Annotated in this window: 16 protein-coding genes; 15 read left to right on the forward strand and 1 reads right to left on the reverse strand. The window is 64.6% G+C overall.

Annotated features, from left to right (window positions below; genetic code table 11):
- Positions 1 to 9 precede the first annotated feature (9 nt).
- From EN851_RS27825 to EN851_RS27875, 11 genes are all read left to right on the forward strand, one after another.
- Positions 10 to 1,041: a sugar ABC transporter substrate-binding protein gene (locus EN851_RS27825; protein ID WP_127278950.1), complete on the forward strand. Its 1,032-nt coding sequence runs from the start codon at positions 10 to 12 to the stop codon at positions 1,039 to 1,041.
- 69 nt (positions 1,042 to 1,110) lie between these two features.
- Positions 1,111 to 2,094 (forward strand): ABC transporter permease, encoded by a 984-nt coding sequence (locus EN851_RS27830; RefSeq protein ID WP_135861849.1) that lies wholly within the window; start codon positions 1,111 to 1,113, stop codon positions 2,092 to 2,094.
- Positions 2,084 to 3,616, forward strand: a complete 1,533-nt coding sequence (locus EN851_RS27835; protein ID WP_135930430.1) for a sugar ABC transporter ATP-binding protein — start codon at positions 2,084 to 2,086, stop codon at positions 3,614 to 3,616. Before EN851_RS27830 ends, EN851_RS27835 begins: the two co-directional genes overlap by 11 nt.
- Positions 3,617 to 3,620: 4 nt before the next feature.
- Complete coding sequence (locus tag EN851_RS27840) at positions 3,621 to 4,616, forward strand: ABC transporter permease (RefSeq protein ID WP_135930431.1); 996 nt, start codon at positions 3,621 to 3,623, stop codon at positions 4,614 to 4,616.
- Between the two features lies 1 nt (position 4,617).
- Positions 4,618 to 5,403 (forward strand): SDR family oxidoreductase, encoded by a 786-nt coding sequence (locus tag EN851_RS27845; RefSeq protein ID WP_127275901.1) that lies wholly within the window; start codon positions 4,618 to 4,620, stop codon positions 5,401 to 5,403.
- A gap of 18 nt (positions 5,404 to 5,421) precedes the next feature.
- Positions 5,422 to 6,627, forward strand: a complete 1,206-nt coding sequence (locus EN851_RS27850; RefSeq protein ID WP_135861840.1) for a CaiB/BaiF CoA-transferase family protein — start codon at positions 5,422 to 5,424, stop codon at positions 6,625 to 6,627.
- Positions 6,628 to 6,629: 2 nt separating this feature from the next.
- Positions 6,630 to 7,418, forward strand: coding sequence for an enoyl-CoA hydratase/isomerase family protein (locus tag EN851_RS27855; RefSeq protein WP_135930432.1), 789 nt, complete (start codon positions 6,630 to 6,632; stop codon positions 7,416 to 7,418).
- On the forward strand, positions 7,415 to 8,431 hold the full coding sequence (locus tag EN851_RS27860) for a hypothetical protein (protein WP_135930433.1): 1,017 nt from the start codon (positions 7,415 to 7,417) through the stop codon (positions 8,429 to 8,431). The genes EN851_RS27855 and EN851_RS27860 overlap by 4 nt, the downstream gene beginning before the upstream one ends.
- A complete protein-coding gene (locus EN851_RS27865; protein WP_245520819.1) occupies positions 8,428 to 10,221 on the forward strand; it encodes a CoA-transferase in 1,794 nt (597 codons plus the stop codon). Before EN851_RS27860 ends, EN851_RS27865 begins: the two co-directional genes overlap by 4 nt.
- A gap of 3 nt (positions 10,222 to 10,224) precedes the next feature.
- Positions 10,225 to 11,070 carry an SMP-30/gluconolactonase/LRE family protein gene (locus EN851_RS27870; RefSeq protein ID WP_135930434.1) on the forward strand — a complete coding sequence of 282 codons (846 nt, stop codon included), beginning with the start codon at positions 10,225 to 10,227 and terminating at the stop codon, positions 11,068 to 11,070.
- 238 nt (positions 11,071 to 11,308) lie between these two features.
- Positions 11,309 to 12,655 carry an FAD-binding oxidoreductase gene (locus EN851_RS27875; protein ID WP_135930435.1) on the forward strand — a complete coding sequence of 449 codons (1,347 nt, stop codon included), beginning with the start codon at positions 11,309 to 11,311 and terminating at the stop codon, positions 12,653 to 12,655.
- 50 nt (positions 12,656 to 12,705) lie between these two features.
- Here EN851_RS27875 and nanR read toward each other — a convergent pair whose 3' ends face one another.
- Entirely contained in the window at positions 12,706 to 13,416 is a 711-nt protein-coding gene (gene nanR / locus EN851_RS27880) for a transcriptional regulator NanR (RefSeq protein ID WP_127275908.1), read from the reverse strand.
- 210 nt (positions 13,417 to 13,626) lie between these two features.
- Between nanR and EN851_RS27885 the strand changes: the two genes are divergently transcribed.
- From EN851_RS27885 to EN851_RS36505, 4 genes are all read left to right on the forward strand, one after another.
- On the forward strand, positions 13,627 to 15,228 hold the full coding sequence (locus tag EN851_RS27885; RefSeq protein ID WP_167531256.1) for an ABC transporter substrate-binding protein: 1,602 nt from the start codon (positions 13,627 to 13,629) through the stop codon (positions 15,226 to 15,228).
- 86 nt (positions 15,229 to 15,314) lie between these two features.
- Positions 15,315 to 16,271: an ABC transporter permease gene (locus tag EN851_RS27890; RefSeq protein ID WP_127275910.1), complete on the forward strand. Its 957-nt coding sequence runs from the start codon at positions 15,315 to 15,317 to the stop codon at positions 16,269 to 16,271.
- Positions 16,264 to 17,163: an oligopeptide ABC transporter permease gene (gene opp4C / locus EN851_RS27895; RefSeq protein ID WP_127275911.1), complete on the forward strand. Its 900-nt coding sequence runs from the start codon at positions 16,264 to 16,266 to the stop codon at positions 17,161 to 17,163. The genes EN851_RS27890 and opp4C overlap by 8 nt, the downstream gene beginning before the upstream one ends.
- Positions 17,160 to 19,235 (forward strand): ABC transporter ATP-binding protein, encoded by a 2,076-nt coding sequence (locus EN851_RS36505; protein WP_127870910.1) that lies wholly within the window; start codon positions 17,160 to 17,162, stop codon positions 19,233 to 19,235. Before opp4C ends, EN851_RS36505 begins: the two co-directional genes overlap by 4 nt.
- Positions 19,236 to 19,252: the final 17 nt, after the last annotated feature.

Raw genomic sequence — 19,252 nt, forward strand, 5'->3', positions numbered from 1 at the left:
GAGAAGAAAATGCTCTGGTCCAAGTCAATCCTGTTTGCGTCAGCCGCCATGCTGGCGCTCGGCGCCGCCACCGCGCATGCCGAGAACATGCCCAAGCGCATCGGCTACGTCACCAACTACGCCACCCACGAGTGGTATCAGAACGTCATCAAGGGCATGAAGGCTCACGGCAAGGAACTCGGCATCGAAGTCGAGGTGCAGGACGCCAATCTCGACATCGCCAAGCAGGTCGCCGCGGCCGAAGACTTCATCGCCAAGGGCGTCGACGTGCTGATCATCACCCCGGTCAACGAGGAAGGCGTGGTGCCGCTGTTGCGACAGGCCAAGGCAGCCAACGTCCCGGTGGTGCTGGAAGGCAACCCGGTCAAGGGCATGACCACGATGGTCGCCATCTGCGACTACGATACGGGCTACATGTCCGGGGTAGAAGCCGGCAAATACGCCAAGGAAAAGCTTGGCGGCACTGCCAAGGTGATGAATGTCGGCCTGCCGCTGCTGTCGGCCACGGTGCTGCGCTCGCACGGCTTCATGGACGGGCTGAAGACCGTCATTCCTGATGCGGTCATGGTCCACGACCTCGACGGCGGCGGCAACCCCGACCGTGCGCTCGAAGTCTCCTCGGCGGCGCTCGCCAAGAATGCCGACATCAACATCATCTACGGCATCAACGACTCGTCCTCGCTTGGCGGCCTGCAAGCCTGGAAGGCGGCAGGGAAGTCGCAAGACGGCCTGTTGACGGTCGGCACCGGCGGCGAGGGCCTCGCCTTCATCAACGCCATGCAGAACGAACCATCGTACCGCATCGAGGCCGCGATGTTCCCGGAAAAGGAAGGGTTCACCGCCATCGACGCGGCGGTCAAGCTCTTCAACAACGAGGAAGTGCCCGAGCACATCGTCAGCCCGACGGCGCCTATGAACGGCGACGACTGGAAGAAGTACTATGATTATGACGGCACCACCCGCACCATCAAATGGGATGCCGTCAACGCGCTCCAGCCGCCGGCAAAGTGCATGAAGACCTCCGCCGACCTGAAGCAATAAGCCTGATGACGCTGCCCTTCCCTGACGCGGGAAGGGCAGTGTCAGGCAAGTGGTCTGGAATGGACTGAAATGAGCGAGCTTACACACGCCTCCGCACCGAAGCGTTTCATCGGCGGCCAGCTGCTGGGCAGCAGCCAGCTCGTGCTGGGCGTCATCCTGGCTGTGCTGTGCATCGCCATCTCGATCGCGGCGCCGCAATTCCATTCGGAAGCCAACATCATCGCCATCCTGCGCCAATGCGCGCTGGTGCTGGTCGTTGCCTCGGGCATGACCATGCTCATCATCACCGCCGAGGTCGACCTGTCGGTCGGCGCCTCGCTCGCTTTCGTCGGCTGCATCGGCATGGCGGTGCTGAATTCCACCCACAGCCTGGCGCTCGGCATGCTGGCGGCGCTCGCCTTTGCCGGCGGGGTCGGACTGTTCAACGGCCTGGTCGTCACCAGGCTGAGAGTGAACTCGCTGATCGCCACCATCGGCACGATGATGATGCTGCAGGGCGGCGTCTATCTGTTCACGCGCGAGGCGGTGCAGAACCACAATCAGCTGGCAAGCTTCACCGACCTCGGCGCCGGCTATGTCGGGCCTGTGCCTGTGCCTGTCATCCTGGCCGCGCTGATCTTCGTGGTCGCCTATGTCACGCTGCGCTTCACCACGCTCGGCCGCTACCTCTACGCGGTGGGCGCCAATGAAAAGGCGGTGCGCCTGTCTGGCGTACGTTCCGAACGCCTCAAGCTGTTTGCCTTCGTCGTCACCGGCCTATGCGTCGGCGTTGCCGGCATGATCCTTTCGTCGCTGATGAATGCTGGCCAGCCGACCGCCGGCCGCGGTTTCGAACTGACCGTCATCGCCGCCGTCATCCTCGGCGGCACCAGCCTGCTCGGCGGGCGCGGCTCGCTGTTCGGCACCTTGCTCGGCGTGCTGGTGCTGAAGGTGATCGACAACGGCATCATCATCCTCGGCTGGAACCAGGATCTGCAGATGGTGGTGCCGGGCGTCGTCATCATCCTGGCCACCTATCTCGACATCATCCGGAACAGAGCCAATGTCCGTTGATTTTCTGCACCCCGGCGAGGGCGCGGCCATCGATACCGATGTGCCGGCACTGGAATTGCGCGGCATCGACAAGCGCTTCCCGGGTGTCGTGGCGCTCGACAATGTCGACTTCACCCTGAAGCCCGGCAAGATCCATGCCCTGATGGGCGAGAACGGCGCCGGCAAGTCGACGCTGATCAAGATCATGGCCGGCGTCTACGGCAAGGATGCCGGTACCATTCGCATGCGCGGACGCGAGGTCGATATCCAGTCGCCGCGCGACAGCCTGAAAGAGGGCATCAAGGTCGTCTTCCAGGAGATTGCGTTGATCTCCGAATTCACGGTTGCTGAGAACATCTTCCTCGAGGGCTACCCGACCGGCCGGGCGGGCTCGATCGACTGGAAGAAAATCCGCGCCGATTCAGCCGCCCTGTTCAACCGTATCGGTTTCAATGTCGATCCGGCTGCGCGCACGGGTTCGCTTCCGGTCAGCCAGCAGCAGATGGTCGAAATCGCCCGCGCGCTCGCTCATGAGGCCCGCGTCGTGGTGATGGACGAGCCGACGTCCTCGCTGACGCCGAACGAGGTCTCGCTGCTGTTCACCGTCATCCGACGGCTGGCCAGCCTCGGCATCGCGGTGGTCTATGTCAGCCACAAGCTCGACGAGGTGTTCGAGATCGCCGACACGGTGACGGTGCTGCGCGACGGGCGCCACATCTCGACCAAACCGATCGGCGAGCACAGCAACGACACGCTGATCCAGGACATGATCGGACGTCGCATCGACAATCTGTTTCCGCGCCAGCGCGGCGCGGCAGGCGGCAAGGTTGCCTTGTCGGTAGAGAAGCTCAGCACGCCGAGGAAGCTCGACGAGGTGTCTTTCGAAGCACGCGCCGGCGAGGTGCTCGGCTTCTTCGGCTTGATGGGCGCGGGCCGCACCGAACTCGCCAAGGCGATCGTCGGCTATGATCCGATCACCGCGGGCACGGTCAGCGTCGACGGTCAGCGCCTCACGCCACATGACACGCGCACCGGTGTCAGGCTCGGCATCGGCCTGCTCACCGAGGATCGCAAGAGCGAAGGGCTGATGGGCGAGCTGCCCGTCTACCAGAATGCCAGCCTCGCCTCGCTTGGCGCCTTCGCACGCATGGGCTTCATCGATACGGCGAAGGAACACCGGGCGGTGCAGGACTATGTCGACCGCTTCCGCATCAAGACCCCCAGCCTGTTCCAGCAGGTGAAGAACCTGTCGGGCGGCAATCAGCAGAAGGTGCTGATCTCGCGCTGGCTGATGCGCGGCCTGAAGGTGATCGTCGTCGACGAGCCGACGCGCGGCATCGATGTCGGCGGCAAGTCGGAGATCTTCGCGCTGATCGACCGGCTCGCCGGCGAAGGCCTGGCAGTCGTCATGATGACGTCGGAAATGCCGGAACTGCTCGGTCTCGCCGACCGGATCGCCGTGATGTGCGAGGGCCGTCTGACCGCGATCATGTCGCGCGATGAAGCCACGCAGGAAAAGATCCTCAATGCGGCGATCGGATAAGACCATGAGCCTTGCCAATATAGCTTCCGCAAAAGCTCAACCCTCCCTGCTGGCGCGGCTCTTTGCCCGGCAGGAACTGGCATTGTTCGTCTGCCTCATCCTGGTACTGGTCTTCTTTTCCGTCACGGTCGAGAATTTCTTCTCCGTGCGCAACATGACCAACGTGCTCGGCCAGGCTTCGCTCGCGCTCACCGCCGGCATCGGCTGCGCCATCGTCTTCATCTCCGGTGAGGTCGATATCTCGATCGGATCGCTGCTCGCGACCATCGCGTTGCCGCTGATCATCATCATGAACGACACCAACTCGCTGCTGCTCGGCGTCAGCGCAGCACTGCTGTTCGGCCTGATCATCGGTGTGGTGAACGGCTATCTCACCGCCTATGCCGGCATCAACTCGCTGATCGTGACCTTGGGCACGATGTTCATCATGCGCGGCGGCGTCTATCTCTACACCGGCCAGCGCGCGATCCCGGACAACGCCAGCCTCGACAGCTTCATCGCGCTTTCGGATGGCCGCCTGTTCAACATCATCCCGTATTCGGCGGTCATCGCGATCGTCCTGCTCGCCGCCTTCGGCTACATGATGCAGCACCGGCCGTTCGGGCGGCAGATCTATGCGGTCGGCGGCAATCAGGAAGTTGCGCGGCTTGCCGGCTATGATGTCCGGCGGGTGAAGTTCATCTGCTTCATCATCAGTTCGCTGCTGGCGACGGTTGCCGGAATTATCCTGGCCGCGCGCGTCGGCTCGGCGCAGCATACGGCCGGACTCAATTTCGAATTCCAGGTCGTCGCGGCAACGGTGCTCGGCGGGGTCAGCCTCGCCGGCGGCATCGGCAGCCTGACCGGCATGGCGCTTGGCGTGCTGATCCTTCAGTTTCTGTCCAATGGCCTGCGCGGGCTTGGCCTGCCGACCGAGTGGCAGCTGGTCATCACCGGCATGATCATCATCGCCGCGGTCGCCTTCGACGAGGCGAAGCGCCGGCGTGCGAGCGGAGGCTGATATGGCTCGTCTCGAAGCAAAAACCGCCGTCATCACTGGTGCGGCCGACGGCATAGGCCACGCGATTGCCGAGGCGATGGCGCGCGAAGGCGCGCATGTCTTCATCGGTGACATCGCCGACAAAGCAGGCGAGGATTTCGCCGCCGCGCTGCGCGCGGCCGGCCGCCGTGCCGATTATGTGCATTGCGATGTGTCGCAGGAGGCCGATATCTCGGGGCTCATCGACAGTGCCGTCAAGAAGACCGGGCACCTCGACATTCTGGTCAACAATGCCGCCATCGCCATTGGCGGCATGCCGGTGCACGAGATGACCGACGAACAATGGCACCGGCTGATGTCGGTCAACCTGACCAGCGTGTTTCGCGGCTGCAAACACGCGCTGCCGCACATGATCGCGCAGAAATCAGGTTCGATCATCAACATGGCCTCGGCCCAGGGCCATATCGGGCTGGATGGCTGGACCGCCTATGCCGGCGCCAAGGGCGCGGTGATGGCGATGACGCGCCAGATGGCGGTCGAGTTCGGCCCGATGAACATCCGCGTCAATTCGATCTCGCCGGGCACCATCAACACGCCGATGAACGACAAGCTGATCAAGGAGATTGGCGGCAACCTCGCCAAGGCCTGGGTCAAGATGCATCCGCTCGGCCGCATAGGCGAGCCGTCCGAGGTTGCCGAAGCCGCCGTCTATCTCGCCTCCGATGCAGCCGGCTTCACCACCGGCACCGACCTGCGCGTCGATGGCGGCCTGACCGCCGCCCCGCGCTACGTTCCCGAACTGCTTTGAAACACAAAGAGACATGACATGAACAAGGCCCTCGAAGGCGTCCGCATCCTCGACTTCAGCCATCTGCTGCAGGGGCCGTTCGCCACGCAACTGCTGGGCGACATGGGCGCCGATGTCATCAAGATCGAGCGCGCCGGCGCCGGCGACATGTTCCGTGGCATGACATTCTTCGCTAAATGGGTGGGCGGCTCGGAGAGCCCCAACTTCCTCGCCTGGAACCGCAACAAGCGCTCGATCGCGCTGAACCTGAAGAGCCGCAAGGTACATGCCATCATCATGGAGATGGCGAAGAGCGCCGACGTCGTCGTGCAGAATTTCCGTCCCGGCGTGCTGGCCAAGCTCGGCTACGGCTATGAGGACTTCAAGGCTGTCAATCCGCGCGTCATCTACTGCTCCGGGTCGGGCTATGGCGAGGAGGGACCCTATGTCGAGCGCCCCGGTCAGGACATGCTGATCCAGGGGTTGGCAGGGCTGATCGCCAACACCGGCCGCGGCGACCAGGCTCCGGTTCCCGCCGGCGCGGGCCTCGCCGACCAGATCGGCGCCATGAACATGGTCTATGGCATCCTGTCGGCGCTCTATTATCGCGAGAAGACCGGCAAGGGCCAGAAGATCGAGGTCAATCTGCTGGCCGGTCTTTTGGCGCATCTCAACCAGGAATATGTCGCCGTGCTCAATCTCGGCGAGGATTTCGTGCGGCCGAATTCCGGCATCGGCCATCCCGGCATGCAGGCGCCGTTCGGCATCTACGAGACCAGCGACGGCGGCTACATCTCGATCGCCATGAGCCCGTTCAAGACGCTGTACGAGGTGCTGCGGGCGCCACAGCTTGCCGTCTACGACGATCTTAAGACCCTGTTCGACAAGCGCGACGAGGTGTTCGAAAAGGTCAATGCCGAGACCAAAAAGTTTGGCACGCAGGATCTGTTGGCGCGGCTGCTGGCAGCCGACATCTGGTGCGCGGAGGTGAAGGACATCCGCCGCGCGGCCGAGGATCCGCAGGTCACGCATATGGGCATGATCACCAGCTACGATCATCCGCGCGGCGGCAAGGTGCGGGTGGTGGCACCGGCGGTGAAGATGAGCGAGACGCCGGCGACCATCGAGCGGCCCGCGCCGCTGGTCGGCCAGCATGGCCGCGAGATCCTGGCCGAGTTCGGTCTCTCGAAGGATGAGATCGCAGCGCTGGAAGCATCCGGCGACATGACCGTGGATGCGGCCTGACGATGCGCGCCTACCAGACACTCACGGTTGAAATATCAAGCCGCGTCGCGGTCGTCACTTTCCGCCGGGCCGACCAGCTCAACGCCATGAACCGGCTGATGCAAGGTGAGATCACCGAAGCCTTCGAGGCGCTGTCCGGCGACGAGGGCGTCGGTGCGATCGTGGTGACCGGCGAGGGGCGCGGCTTCATGGCCGGCGCCGACATCAAGGAATATGCCGCGCAGACCGGCCCGGAGTTCGACATTTTCCAGGCCGCCGGCACGCGCATGTACGCGGCGATCGAGAACAATGCAAAGCCGGTGATCGCGGCGGTCAACGGCTTTGCGCTGGGCGGCGGCATGGAACTGGTGCTGTGCTGCGACATCGTCATCGCCAACCAGTTCGCCAAGCTCGGCCTGCCGGAGATCAAGCTCGGGCTGATCCCCGGCGGCGGCGGCACGCAGCGCAGCGTCGCCAAGCTCGGCCGCAACCGCGCCAATTTTCTGCTGATGACCGGCGCCATCGTGCCGGCCTCCGAATTCGTCAATGCCGGCCTGGTCAACGAAATCGTCGACGTCGACAGTTTGATGCCGCGCGCGCTGGAACTGGCCGGTATGATCGCCGCCGAACCCGCCGCCGCGATCGAAGGGTTGAAGACGCTGACGGCGCACGCCGTGGCGGGCGATCTGGCCGCCGGTCTCGCCATGGAGCGCGACATATTAGGCGACCTCTACCGCGGCGAGATCGGCCAGCGGCGCGTCAGGGAGTTCGCCGAGAGGAGTATTGCGAAGGTGAAGAAGGCCGGGCCGTGAAGGGCGGCGACGACTATCGCGGACTAGGTTGGGCCTACGGCGCGCTGACCGTGCAGCGGCTCGGCGCCATGCTGGCGCCGGTTACTTTCATTCTGCAAGACGGCAGGCAGGTCTCGCCGATGCACATCGCGCCGTGGTCGAACGAACCCGGCACGGAGGCGCTGCCAGGCATCCTGCGCAAACTGCGCGGCGAATGGCCCTGCGTGCCCTTCGGTTATTCGGTGCCTGCCGAGGGATGGCCCGGGAACTGGGCGCGCGTGATGGGTTCGCCGGAACCGGAGGAGGAGGTCCATGGCCACGGCTCCAACCATGAGTGGACATGGCAGGCTAGCGGCAGTGGGTCATTGTCGATGTCGCTTGCCTATCCCCAGGCAAGTCCGGTCGAACGCGTCGAAAGGACGGTGCGGCCCGATCCGTCGGCGCCGGCCATCGACATCGAGTTCAGGATCGTCGTCCGCCGTGCCTGCCGCCTGCCGATCGGCCTGCATCCGGTTTTCCGGCTGCCGTTCGAGACAGGCGCCGCGACGCTGGAGCTCGGCCGCTTCTATGAAGGCCGCACTTACCCGCATGACGTCGAACCCGGCGCGGAACTGTTCGCCCGCGGCAAATCCTTCGCCGACTTGACCAGCGTGCCGGCGCGCGCCGGCGGGATGGCCGACGCCTCGCGATTACCGCTCACCGCCGATACCGAGGAATTGCTGCAGATCGAAGGGCTGGACGGCACCGCGGCGCTTGCCAACCACGCGGAGGGCTATCGCGTAAAACTCTCCTGGCAAAAGGCGCATTTCCCGAGCCTCCTGCTGTGGTACTCCAATCGCGGCCGCAAGGCCGCCCCTTGGAATGGGCGTCATGTCGCCATCGGCATCGAGCCGATCTGCTCGCCCTTCGGCCTCGGCCCGGCAACCGCCCTGGCCGACAATCCGATCGCGCAATCCGGCATTGCGACGGCGCTGGAATTCTCGCCCGAAAACCCGTTCGTGACCCGCTACCGCATCGAGGCATCCGCGCTGTGAGGAACAGTTCCGAGACGTCCCTGGTCAAGCCGAACCGGCCGCGCTTCACCAATATCGAGGGATTGGCCGCGATGGTCGGCCATGGCGACTCGCTTGGCGTCGGCGGCCACCATTTCGCCCGGCTGCCGATCGCCTTGCTGCGCGCTGTCGCGCGTTCCGGCGTCAAGGACTTGCACTACGTCTGCTGGGCTGGCGGCTTGCCGCTTGAACTGCTGCTCGAAGCAAATGCCGTTGCGAAAATCGATCTCTGTTTTTCCAGTCTCGACATATTTGGGTTGCCGCCGAGGTTCCGCGCGGCTGCCGAGGCCGGCGCAATCCCTGTTCGCGACTGGACGGCACTCGCCATGATCCAGGCGCTGCGGGCGGCGCAGCAGAACCTGCCGTCGATGCCGTTCCAACTGCCACTGGGATCGGACATGCTGGCGCGTGTGCCGGGCGCGAGCGCCAGGCCTGACCCGGTGACCGGAACAGATACGGGATCTATCCCGCCGCTGCGGCTCGATACGTTCGTCGTCCATGCCCAGCGCGCCGACGAAAGCGGCAATGTGCAGATTATCGGGCCGCGTGCCCTGGACTTCGCCATGGCCGGCGCTGCCCGCAAGGTGCTGGTCACGGTCGAGGAAATTGTCCCGGTCGGGGCGCTGCGGCAGGACGGCCGCCAGAACATCCTCACCCGCAATCAGGTCTCGGCTATAGCGCTCGCGCCGGGCGGCGCTTATCCGGCATCCTGCCTGCCATTCTACGTCACGGACTATCCGGCATTGTCGAAGGCGTTCGCGGCCAGGGACACAGCCCTGGCGGACAATCTGCGCATGCCTCCGGAAGGCGTGCCGGAGCCGCTCCGACAAGCTGCGAAAGTCAGCGCCGAGACTGTCCTCGCGATGCCTGGCCTCGTGCATGGCGACAGGAAAGCATCCGTCGACGAGATCATCGCCGCAAGAATCGCGGCCGAACTCGACAATGAAAGCTTCGCCAGTGCCGGCGCCGTCTCGCCGCTCGCCAATGTCGCCTACCGGCTGGCCAAGGCAACGCACGCGCCGGACATGATCATCGCGACGATGAGTTGCGGCCATCTCGACATCGCGCCGAGCCCGATGATCCTGTCGCTGATCGAAAGCCTTGATTGCGAGACGGCGGCGGCGCATGCAGGCGGCGACGATACTTATTCGACCTACTACCAGGCCGGTGCCGTGACGCATGAGATCGTCGGCGCAGCCCAGGTCGACCGGCGCGGCCGCGTCAACACCATCGCGCTGCGCAAGCCAAGCGGCGGACTGATCCGGCTGCCGGGGCAGGGCGGCATGGCCGATGTCGCCAACATGCATCGCGACTATTTGCTCTACGTTCCCCGCCATTCGGCCCAGTCGCTGGTCGAGGGGGTCGAGATCGCCAGTTCCGCACGCGGGCTGCTGACGCCGGCCGAGCGCGAGCCGATGGGCTATCGCACCGGCAAGGCGCTGGTCTTCACCGATCTCTGCGTCTTTCGGCTCGACCAGATATCCCGGGAATTGATCGTCATCGAGACAATGCCTGGTACCACGCAGCAGCAGATCCGCGACGCCACCGGATTTGCGGTGACCTTCGATGCAGATTACCGCGAGGTTCCGCTGCCTTCCAGCGATACGCTCGCCATCTTGCGCAATCGCATCGATCCGCTCGGCTTGCGTCGCCTGGAATTCGTCAGTGCCAAGGAGCGCGGCGCGCTGATCGCGGAAATCCTCGCCGCGGACCGCGTCATGGTCGAGCGCTGCATCGCTGCACAGCAGAGGTTGTTCACCGCAAGGAGCTAATCCATGCCAAAGCCGTTGCTCGACATGTCGGCCGCGCGCGTCTTCTTCGACGGCATCTTCACCAGCCCGCGCGTCGCGCATCCTGAGGGCGTGGCGGTCCACCGGGATGGCTCGATCTGGTGCGGCACCGAGACAGGTGACCTCCTGCGGCTGGCCGCCGACGGCGGTTCGGTCGAGCGCATGGGCGGCACGGATGGCTTTCTGCTCGGCATCGCCTTCGATAGCGCGGGCAACTGCTTTGCCTGCGATCTCAGGCATGCCGCGATCTTCCGCCGGGACGCCGCGACAGGTCGCATGGAGCGCTTCGCGTCGTCCGGCATCCGCGTGCCGAACTATCCGATCGTCGATGAGGCCAGGGGCTGGCTCTACGTGTCGGACAGCGTCGGCGAAGACAGTCGTTCGGGCATCTTCCGCTACGACCTCAAGACCGGCGAGGGTGGCCTGTGGTGCCGGGAGGCGATGTCCTTCGCCAACGGCATGGCCATGGCGCCTGATGGCAACGGCCTCTATGTCGTGGAGAGCGACGCGCCCTGCATCAGCCATGTGCCGATCCTCGCCGACGGCACGGCAGGGCCGCGAAAAGTCGTCGTCGAAGGCGTGCACAATGTTCCCGATGGGCTCGCCTTCGCGTCTGACGGCGCGCTGTTCATCTCGTGCTACGAGCCAAGCCGCATCTATCGCTGGCGGCCGGACCGAGGCCTCGAAGTGCTGATCGAGGACCCGGCGGCCACCACACTGGCGCATCCCACCAACATCGCCTTCAAGGGCAACAAACTCTACACGGCGAATCTCGGCCGCTGGCACATCACCGAGATCGATCTGACGGCGCTTCGAGAGCTGAAAAGCTGAACCACCATCCAATTTTCGCCACGGCATGTACTGGCGGCCGCGGCGCAGTTCTCGAAGTCTGGCCGCAGCGACGAGAAGCGGCCTCGACGGGTGGTCAACAATTTCATTGAGCTGGCATGCAAATTTTCGAGACCGGTCGTGTAGTCCTCGTTGACGCACGTCGTGGGTGGCTTGCGACTTTCGCGCCACCGGGACCAGCCATCGGCGTCGTGCCACGCTTATGAACAAGGATAATCCTTTGACGATCTTCCCTTTCACCGAGGCCAGTCCGATCCAGTTTCAAGCGCCGCTGCCGAAGACGTCGGATGTGGTCATTGTCGGCGGTGGCATCATCGGTGTGACCGCGGCCTTGTTCCTGGCCCGGCGCAACATACCAGTGACTTTGCTGGAGAAGGGACGCATCGCCGCGGAACAGTCCTCGCGCAATTGGGGCTGGATCCGCCAGCAGGGCCGTGACGCGGACGAACTCCCCATCGTCATCGAAGCGCAGCGTCTCTGGCGCCAACTGGCCGAGGAGTGCGGCGAGGACATAGGGTTGACACAGACCGGCGTGACCTATCTTGCGCGCACCGACAAGGAAATGGCTGATTTCGCCAAGTTCCTGAAGATCGCCGAGGCCCATGGCGTCGACACGCGCCTCCTCGACGGGGGCGAGACCGCCAAGCTGATCCCAGCCATGTCTCGCTCCTTCAAGGGTGCCATGACCACGCCGTCGGACATGCGAGCCGAGCCCTGGGTCGCGGTGCCGGCACTTGCCCGCCTGGCCGCTCGCCAGGGTGTTACCATCATCGAGAACTGTGCGGCGCGCATGCTCGATATCTCCGCGGGGCGCATCAGCGGTGTCTGGACCGAAAAAGGCCGCATCGCCACGTCGAACGTGCTTGTCGCCAGCGGTGCCTGGACGTCGCTGTTCCTGCGCGCGCATGGCGTCTCGATCCCGCAGCTCAGTGTCCGCACGACCGTCGCGGCGACCGCGCCGATGCCGGAAATCCATGCTGGCGCCGCCGCGGACGAACGCATCGCCTTCCGGCGTAGAAAGGACGGTGGATACACGCTGGCGGCGGGAGGCAGCCACCTGCTCTATGTCGGGCCGGATGCATTGCGTCACGCACCGAAATATCTGCCCGCCCTGAAGGCGAACCCTTTCGGTACGCGCTACCTGCCGGCGGCGCCTCGTGCATATCCCGACAGCTGGTCTACCCCGCGCAAATGGGATGCCGACAAGCAAAGCCCGTTCGAACGGATGCGCGTTCTCAATCCTGTGCCGGAGCCCAGGGCGCTTCACGCCATCGATCGTGGGTTCAAGGAGCTCTTCCCACAATTCGAGGCGGTGCCGCTCAGGGCAAGCTGGGCCGGCATGATCGATGCGATGCCGGATGTCGTGCCGGTGGTCGATCGCGCCGCAGCGGTTCCGGGTCTCGTCATCGCGACCGGGATGAGTGGCCATGGCTTCGGCATAGGGCCCGGCATGGGCCGCGTCCTGTCCGACTTGATCCAGGGCAACGAGGCTGGACACAACCTTCACAGGTTCCGTCTATCCCGGTTCAGCGACGGCAGCCGTATCCTGATGGGGCCATCGCTCTAGACGAGATGGCCCCGACGTTTCACGCGGCGTAGATAGCCGCGATCTTTCTATTAGTCGGGTTTCGACTGGCCCGGATTGAACTTGCGCCGGGCGTTTTCCAGATGCTCCCGCATCGCTTGGCCAGCGGCTTCGGGATCGTGCCGTTCGATAGCTTCGAACACGTTTTTGTGCCCGGCGAAGCTGATGCGGTTTTCGAGCTCGGTATTGGCCATGTGGATGCGCTGGTTGATCAGCCATTCCACCAGCGCCTCGTGCGCGGCGAGAAAAATCGGATTGCCGGGGATCGCGGTCAGCACGCGGTGAAAGGCGACGTCGGTGAGGGCGAAAGCGCGGGCGCGTGAAATGGCGCGTTCATTTTCGGCAAGCGCCGCCGCCAGCGCGTCGATCTGTGAACGTGTCGCCACCTCCGCGGCATGGCGCGCGATCGAGACTTCGAGAAACAGCCGCAACTGCTCGAAATGACCGATGCCGTCCGGCTGGTCCATCAAAAGATGCGCGGTGCCCGTCAGCTGCTCCAGCATGTTCTTCGGCGTCGGTCGCGTCACCTTGGGCCGCTCGCCGCTGTTGATGCGCACGAGGCCCATCTTTTCCAGCGCAAACAACGCCTCGCGCACCGAGGGGCGCCCGACATCGAACATCGACATCAACTCGCGCTCGGACGGCAGCGAAGCGCCGACCGGATAGACCTCGTCCCGGATCATCGCCTCCAGGCGGAGGCGGACTTCATCGGACAATTTTTTTCGAACCGGCATATTGTGCATGGTGTACCTTTTAAGCTATTAGACCAGTCACCGCAAGCGAGCACAGGGCAAGGAGTTGTGGATCGCTGGGGCTTGGCGCGACCGAAGGGTAGGAGGAGGTCGCTGCTTGCAATGAGCGACCGGACGCCAAACCGCGACCAAACGACCGCGAGAAAGCGCGCTCAGACGTCAGCCACGACCGGCCGAGACAATCCAAGGGAGGAGAATTCCATGAGACGATTTCTGATCAGCCTTTTGCCGGCGCTGGCGCTCATGCTTGCTGCGGGTGCCGTGAAGGCCGAAGGAGGCGGCACGTTCCGCTCCGCCATGCGTACCGGCTGCATCGAGATGGGCACGCTGCACACCACCTGCGGCCATCGGCTCGACGAGACCGTGCTGCAGGGCCTCGTCCACATCAAATGGACGGGCGACGGCGTGCAGCCGATGCTGGCCGAGAGCTGGAAGACGGCGGACGGCGGCAAGACCTATGTCTTCAACCTGCGCCATGGTGTCAAATGGCATGACGGCACGCCTTTCACCGCCAAGGACGTGGTGTTCAGCCTCAATCTCTACGCCAATCCGAAGGTTGGTTCGCCCTGGGCGCAGAAGCTTTCCGCCGTGGCCGGATACAAGGCCTTCCAGGATGGCTCGGCCACCTCGCTTGCCGGGGTGAAGGCGTTGGACGACGCGACCGTGCAGATCGAACTCGACAGCGCCAAGCCGCTCTGGGTCGAGCTGCAGCTCATCGCCATCAGCATCTTTCCCGAGCACATCCTGGGCAAGGTCGCGCCCGCCGACGTCAAGGGCAATGCGTTCTGGGTCAATCGGGTCGGCACCGGCCCGTTTATCTGGAAGAAGTATGAGAGCGACCAGTATGTCGAGGTCGACCGCAATCCCGACTATTTCCTCGGCGCGCCCAAGCTCGACCGCATCATCTACCAGATCTACAAGGACGTGCCGCCGATTATCGCCGCGCTCGAGACGCAGGAGGTCGACGCCATGTCCTATGAGGGCGGCGGCGTGCCGATCTCCGAACTGCCCCGCCTGCAGAAGCTCGACTATCTGACGGTGCTGCCGAAATTCTCCGCCGGCTTGCCGACCTATCTGCAGTTCAATCTGGAGAACAAGCGCTTCGCCGATGTGCGCGTGCGCCAGGCGATGCTCTATGCCATCGACCGCAAGGCGATCATCGACACCGTCAAGCAGGGCGCCGGCGAACTGTTGAACACGCTGTTCCCGCAGGATTGGGCGCGCGCCAAGGACCTCGAACCCTACGACTACAATCCCGACAAGGCCAAGCAGTTGCTTACCGACGCGGGCTGGGATGCGAGCCAGCCGGTCGATTTCATCTACTACTATTCCGACCAGATGAACGTCGACACCGTCACCGCCATCCAGAGTTATCTGGCCGCCGTCGGCGTCAACATCCAGCCGCGCCTGCTCGATCCGGCGGCGATCAACCAGGTCTATGCCGACGGCAGCTTCCAGATGGGCTTCTTCGCGCAAGGCATGGGGCTCGACCCCTCGCTCGGCTCGCCCCTGGTGGTCTGCGGCGCCAAGCCGCTCGCCATGGGCTACTGCAACCCCAAGGTCGATGAGCTGTTCAACAAGGGTCTGGAGTCAAACGACCGCGCCACACGCGCCGCGAGCTATCAGGAGGCCTCGCGCATCCTCAACCAGGACCTGCCCAAGGCCTGGCTTTGGAACGAGGTGCGGCCGCTCGCCTTCAACAACCGCATCGTCGGCCTCGCCCAGCACTTCAAGCAACAGCCGCTCGTGATCTTCAACCACCCCGTCTACAACGAAGTCGAGAAATGGGAGGTGGCGAAATAGCCGCGGATAGCCTTGCCGGTCGTGGGGCTCTGACCGAGCCTCCCGATCCGTTGTCTCAAAACCGCCTTCAGCCATAGGAGAGGCCGGTGCTCAGCTATCTCCTGCGCAAACTCTTGCTCAGCATCCCGGTGCTGTTCGGCGTCACCGTGATCGTCTTCGCCATCGCGCATGCCATGCCGGGTGACGCGGTGCTGGCGATGATCACGGCGGAGGCGCCGTCGAGCGAGGAACTGATTGCCATGCGGCGCGGCGAACTCGGCCTCGACCAGCCGGTCTACATCCAGTACCTCCACTGGATCGGCCAGATCCTGCACGGCAATCTCGGCCGCTCCTTCGTCAATGGCCGCAGTGTCGGCGACATCATCGTCGAGCGGTTGCCGATGACGCTGGAACTGATGGGCGTCGCACTGCTCGTCGCTTTCGTCATCGGCACCACGCTGGGCGTGATCTCGGCGCTCAGGCAATACAAGCTCACCGACTATTCGCTGACGCTTGCCGGCTTTGTCGGCGTCTCGATCCCGGACTTCTTCATGGGACTGCTGCTCGTCTACGTCTTTGCCCTGGAGCTGCGCTGGCTGCCGTCGTCGGGCATTTCCACGGCTGGTGAAAACTTCTCGCTCCTCGACAATCTCAGGCACCTCGTCCTGCCCGCAGCCGCACTTGCGTTGTTCCGTGCCGCGATCTTCATGCGCTATGCCCGCGCCGGCATGCTCGAAGTGCTGAACCAGAGCTATATGCGCACCGCCAAGGCCAAGGGCCTCAAGCCCCGCACCATCACGTTGCGCCACGGCCTGCGCAACGCGCTGATCCCGCTGGTTACCGTCTTCGGCCTGGCGCTGCCGACGCTGTTCGGCGGCTCGGTGGTGATCGAGACCATTTTCCAGTGGCCAGGCATCGGCCTGATGTTCATCGATTCCGTGGTGAACAGGGATAGTCCCGTGATCATGGGCTACGTGCTGATCACCGCCATCATCGTCATGCTGGCCAATCTCGGCACCGACCTCGCCTACAGCGTGCTCGACCCCAGGGTGAGCTATGACTGACGCCGCCCTCGACATGACGATCGCCGCCGGCGCATCGCGCGGCCTGTGGGGCGAGGCGGCGCGCCGCTTCCTCAACCACCGCCTGGCAACGCTCGGCCTGATCATGCTCGCCATTATCGTGCTCGCCTGCGTGCTGGCGCCGCTGATCGCCCATTACGGCCCCAACGAAATCGATCTCAGAGGTCACAACCAGCCGCCTGGCGGCATGCACTGGCTGGGCACGGACGGCACCGGCCGCGACATCTTCGCCCGCATCCTCTATGGCGGCCGCATATCGCTGACGGTCGGCTTCGTCGCCGTGGCGATCTCGGCGGCGATCGGCATCTTCATCGGCTGCGTCGCCGGCTATTTCGGCGGCAAGGTGGACCTCCTGCTGATGGGCCTGATCGACATGGTGCTGACCTTCCCGCGCCTGGTCATCATCATTGCCTTCGTCGCGGTCGTCGGGCCCAGCATCTTCAACACCATGGTGGTGATCGGACTGCTCAGCTGGCCTTCCATCGCCCGCCTGACGCGTGGTGAGATCCTGGCCTTGCGCAACCAGGAATTCATCCTGGCCGCGCGCTCGCTCGGCACCTCGCCCCCGGTCATCATCCTAGAACACATCCTGCCCAATATGCTCAGCCCAATCCTGGTGGCGATCACGCTCGACGTGGCGACCGTCATACTGCTCGAAGCTTCGCTCTCCTTCCTCGGCCTTGGCGCGCAGGCGCCGGCCGCCAGTTGGGGCAACATGCTGCGCGACGCCCGCACGCTGTCGATCCTGGAGAGCCAGCCCTGGATGTGGATCCCGCCCGGCGCGATGATCGCCATGGCCGTACTCAGCATCAACTTCGTCGGCGACGGCCTGCGCGATGCGCTCGACCCGCAGCACATCATGGGTGGCAAATGATCGGCGCCGACACGCTTGCCGTCGGCAGGGCCGCGAAGGGGATCGGGCAGCAGGCGGTGCTTTCGGTGCAGGGGCTGAGCGTCGAATTTGGCCCGAGCGGCAATTCCGTCTATGCCGTCAACGACGTCTCCTTCGACCTTGCCGAGGGCGAGTCGCTGGCGATCGTCGGCGAGAGCGGCTCCGGTAAATCGGTCACCGTGCAGACGCTGATGGGCCTGATCCGCAAGCCGCCCGGCCGCGTCACCGCGGGCCGGGCGCTGTTTCGTGGCCGCGATCTCCTGGCCATGCCCGATAGAGAGCTGCGCCAGATACGCGGCCGCGACATCGCCATGATCTTCCAGGATCCGATGTCGTCGCTGAATCCGGTGCTGACCATCGGCCTGCAACTGACCGAGGCGCTGCGCGAGCACCAGGGCCTGAACGACGCCGAGGCCGAACGCCAGGCTCTCGACATGCTGGCGCTGGTCGGCATCGCCAACGCGCCGCAGCGCATGCGCGCCTTTCCGCACCAGTTCTCGGGCGGCCAGTTGCAGCGCATCGGCATCGCCATGGCGCTGGTGTGCAAACCGTCGATCCTGATCGCCGACGAGCCGACGACCGCGCTCGACGTCACCATCCAGGCGCAGATCGTCGAGTTGGTCGTGCGCCTGCAGAAGCAGCTCGGCATGGCAATCATCTGGATCAGCCACGACCTCAGCCTCGTCGCCGGCTTCGTCGATCGCGTCGCGGTGATGTATGCCGGCTCGATCGTCGAAAGCGCGCCGGTCGGCGATTTGTTTTCGGCAACCAAGCATCCCTATACGATCGGCCTGTTGAACTCGATCCCGTCGCTGACGGCGGCCAACACCAGGCTGGTGCCGATCAAGGGCGCGCCGCCCAATGTCACGCTGGCGCCGACCTTCTGCGCCTTCGCGCCGCGCTGCGACCATGCCGAGGCGCGCTGCCGCCAGGCAAGGCCGCCGCTGGAAGCTGCCGGTGCCGATCAGACCGTCGCCTGCTGGCGCTGGCGGGAGGTGGAACGGGGGCCGCGCACGGGCGCCGGCGCCGCTGACAAGCCGGCCGTGACGGCACCGAAGCAGGAAGCGCTGCTCACCGTCACCGATCTCAAGGTGCATTTTCCGATCCGGCGCGGCGTGCTCAGGCGGCAGGTCGGCGCGGTGCATGCCGTCGACGGCGTCAGCTTCGAGGTGATGCGCGGCGAGACGCTGGCGCTGGTCGGCGAAAGCGGCTGCGGCAAATCGACGACCGGCCGCGCCGTGCTGGGCCTTGAGCGCCCCAGCGCCGGCAGCATTGTCTTCGAGGGCAGGAATTATGCGGGCGCGACAGGCGAGGAGCTGAAGCAGCGCCGCCGCGACATGCAGATGGTTTTCCAGAACCCGTTCGGTTCGCTCAACCCGCGCATGACCGTCGGCCGCATTATCGGCGAAGGGTTGCGTGCGCAGAAGATCGGCACCCGCGCCTCGCGCGATGCCCGTGTCAGCGAATTGCTGGCGCTGGTGGGTCTCCGGGAAGCGCTGCGCAACCGCTATCCGTTCGAACTCTCCGGCGGCCAGCGCCAGCGCGTCGGCATTGCCCGCGCGCTTGCCGCCAATCCGAAATTCATCATCGCCGACGAGCCGATCTCGGCACTCGACGTCTCGATCCAGGCGCAGATCGTCAATTTGCTCGACGACCTCAAGCCGCGCCTCGGCCTGACCTATCTGTTCGTCGGGCACGATCTGTCGATGATCCGCTATCTCAGCGACCGCGTCGCGGTGATGTATCTCGGCCGCATCGTCGAGATCGGCACCACGAAAGCGGTGTTCGGCGCACCACTGCATCCCTATACGCGCGCGCTGTTGTCGGCGATCCCGGAGCCCGATCCCAAGGCGGGGGGCACACGCCGCCGCATCGTGCTCGGCGGTGGCGTGCCGGATCCGTCGAAGCCGCCGCCCGGCTGCCATTTCCATCCGCGCTGCCCCCTGGCGACCGAGATCTGCACCAAGGTCGATCCGGCACGGCGCGATTTCGGCTCCGCCGGCACCGGCCAGCATCTCGTCGCCTGCCACCACGCTGGCGAAGCCACATCATGACAAATCTGGAAAACCGA

It is taken from the genome of Mesorhizobium sp. M8A.F.Ca.ET.208.01.1.1 (genome assembly GCF_004791315.1).
Lineage (GTDB): Bacteria > Pseudomonadota > Alphaproteobacteria > Rhizobiales > Rhizobiaceae > Mesorhizobium.

What these genes read in the sequence shown, in the direction of transcription:
- EN851_RS27825 (WP_127278950.1), top strand. Translation starts at nt 10, where the DNA reads ATGCTCTGGTCCAAGTCAATCCTGTTTGCGTCAGCCGCCATGCTGGCG.
- EN851_RS27830 (WP_135861849.1), top strand. Translation starts at nt 1,111, where the DNA reads ATGAGCGAGCTTACACACGCCTCCGCACCGAAGCGTTTCATCGGCGGC.
- EN851_RS27835 (WP_135930430.1), top strand. Translation starts at nt 2,084, where the DNA reads ATGTCCGTTGATTTTCTGCACCCCGGCGAGGGCGCGGCCATCGATACC.
- EN851_RS27840 (WP_135930431.1), top strand. Translation starts at nt 3,621, where the DNA reads ATGAGCCTTGCCAATATAGCTTCCGCAAAAGCTCAACCCTCCCTGCTG.
- EN851_RS27845 (WP_127275901.1), top strand. Translation starts at nt 4,618, where the DNA reads ATGGCTCGTCTCGAAGCAAAAACCGCCGTCATCACTGGTGCGGCCGAC.
- EN851_RS27850 (WP_135861840.1), top strand. Translation starts at nt 5,422, where the DNA reads ATGAACAAGGCCCTCGAAGGCGTCCGCATCCTCGACTTCAGCCATCTG.
- EN851_RS27855 (WP_135930432.1), top strand. Translation starts at nt 6,630, where the DNA reads ATGCGCGCCTACCAGACACTCACGGTTGAAATATCAAGCCGCGTCGCG.
- EN851_RS27870 (WP_135930434.1), top strand. Translation starts at nt 10,225, where the DNA reads ATGCCAAAGCCGTTGCTCGACATGTCGGCCGCGCGCGTCTTCTTCGAC.
- nanR (WP_127275908.1), bottom strand. Translation starts at nt 13,416, where the DNA reads ATGCACAATATGCCGGTTCGAAAAAAATTGTCCGATGAAGTCCGCCTC.
- EN851_RS27885 (WP_167531256.1), top strand. Translation starts at nt 13,627, where the DNA reads ATGAGACGATTTCTGATCAGCCTTTTGCCGGCGCTGGCGCTCATGCTT.
- opp4C (WP_127275911.1), top strand. Translation starts at nt 16,264, where the DNA reads ATGACTGACGCCGCCCTCGACATGACGATCGCCGCCGGCGCATCGCGC.
- EN851_RS36505 (WP_127870910.1), top strand. Translation starts at nt 17,160, where the DNA reads ATGATCGGCGCCGACACGCTTGCCGTCGGCAGGGCCGCGAAGGGGATC.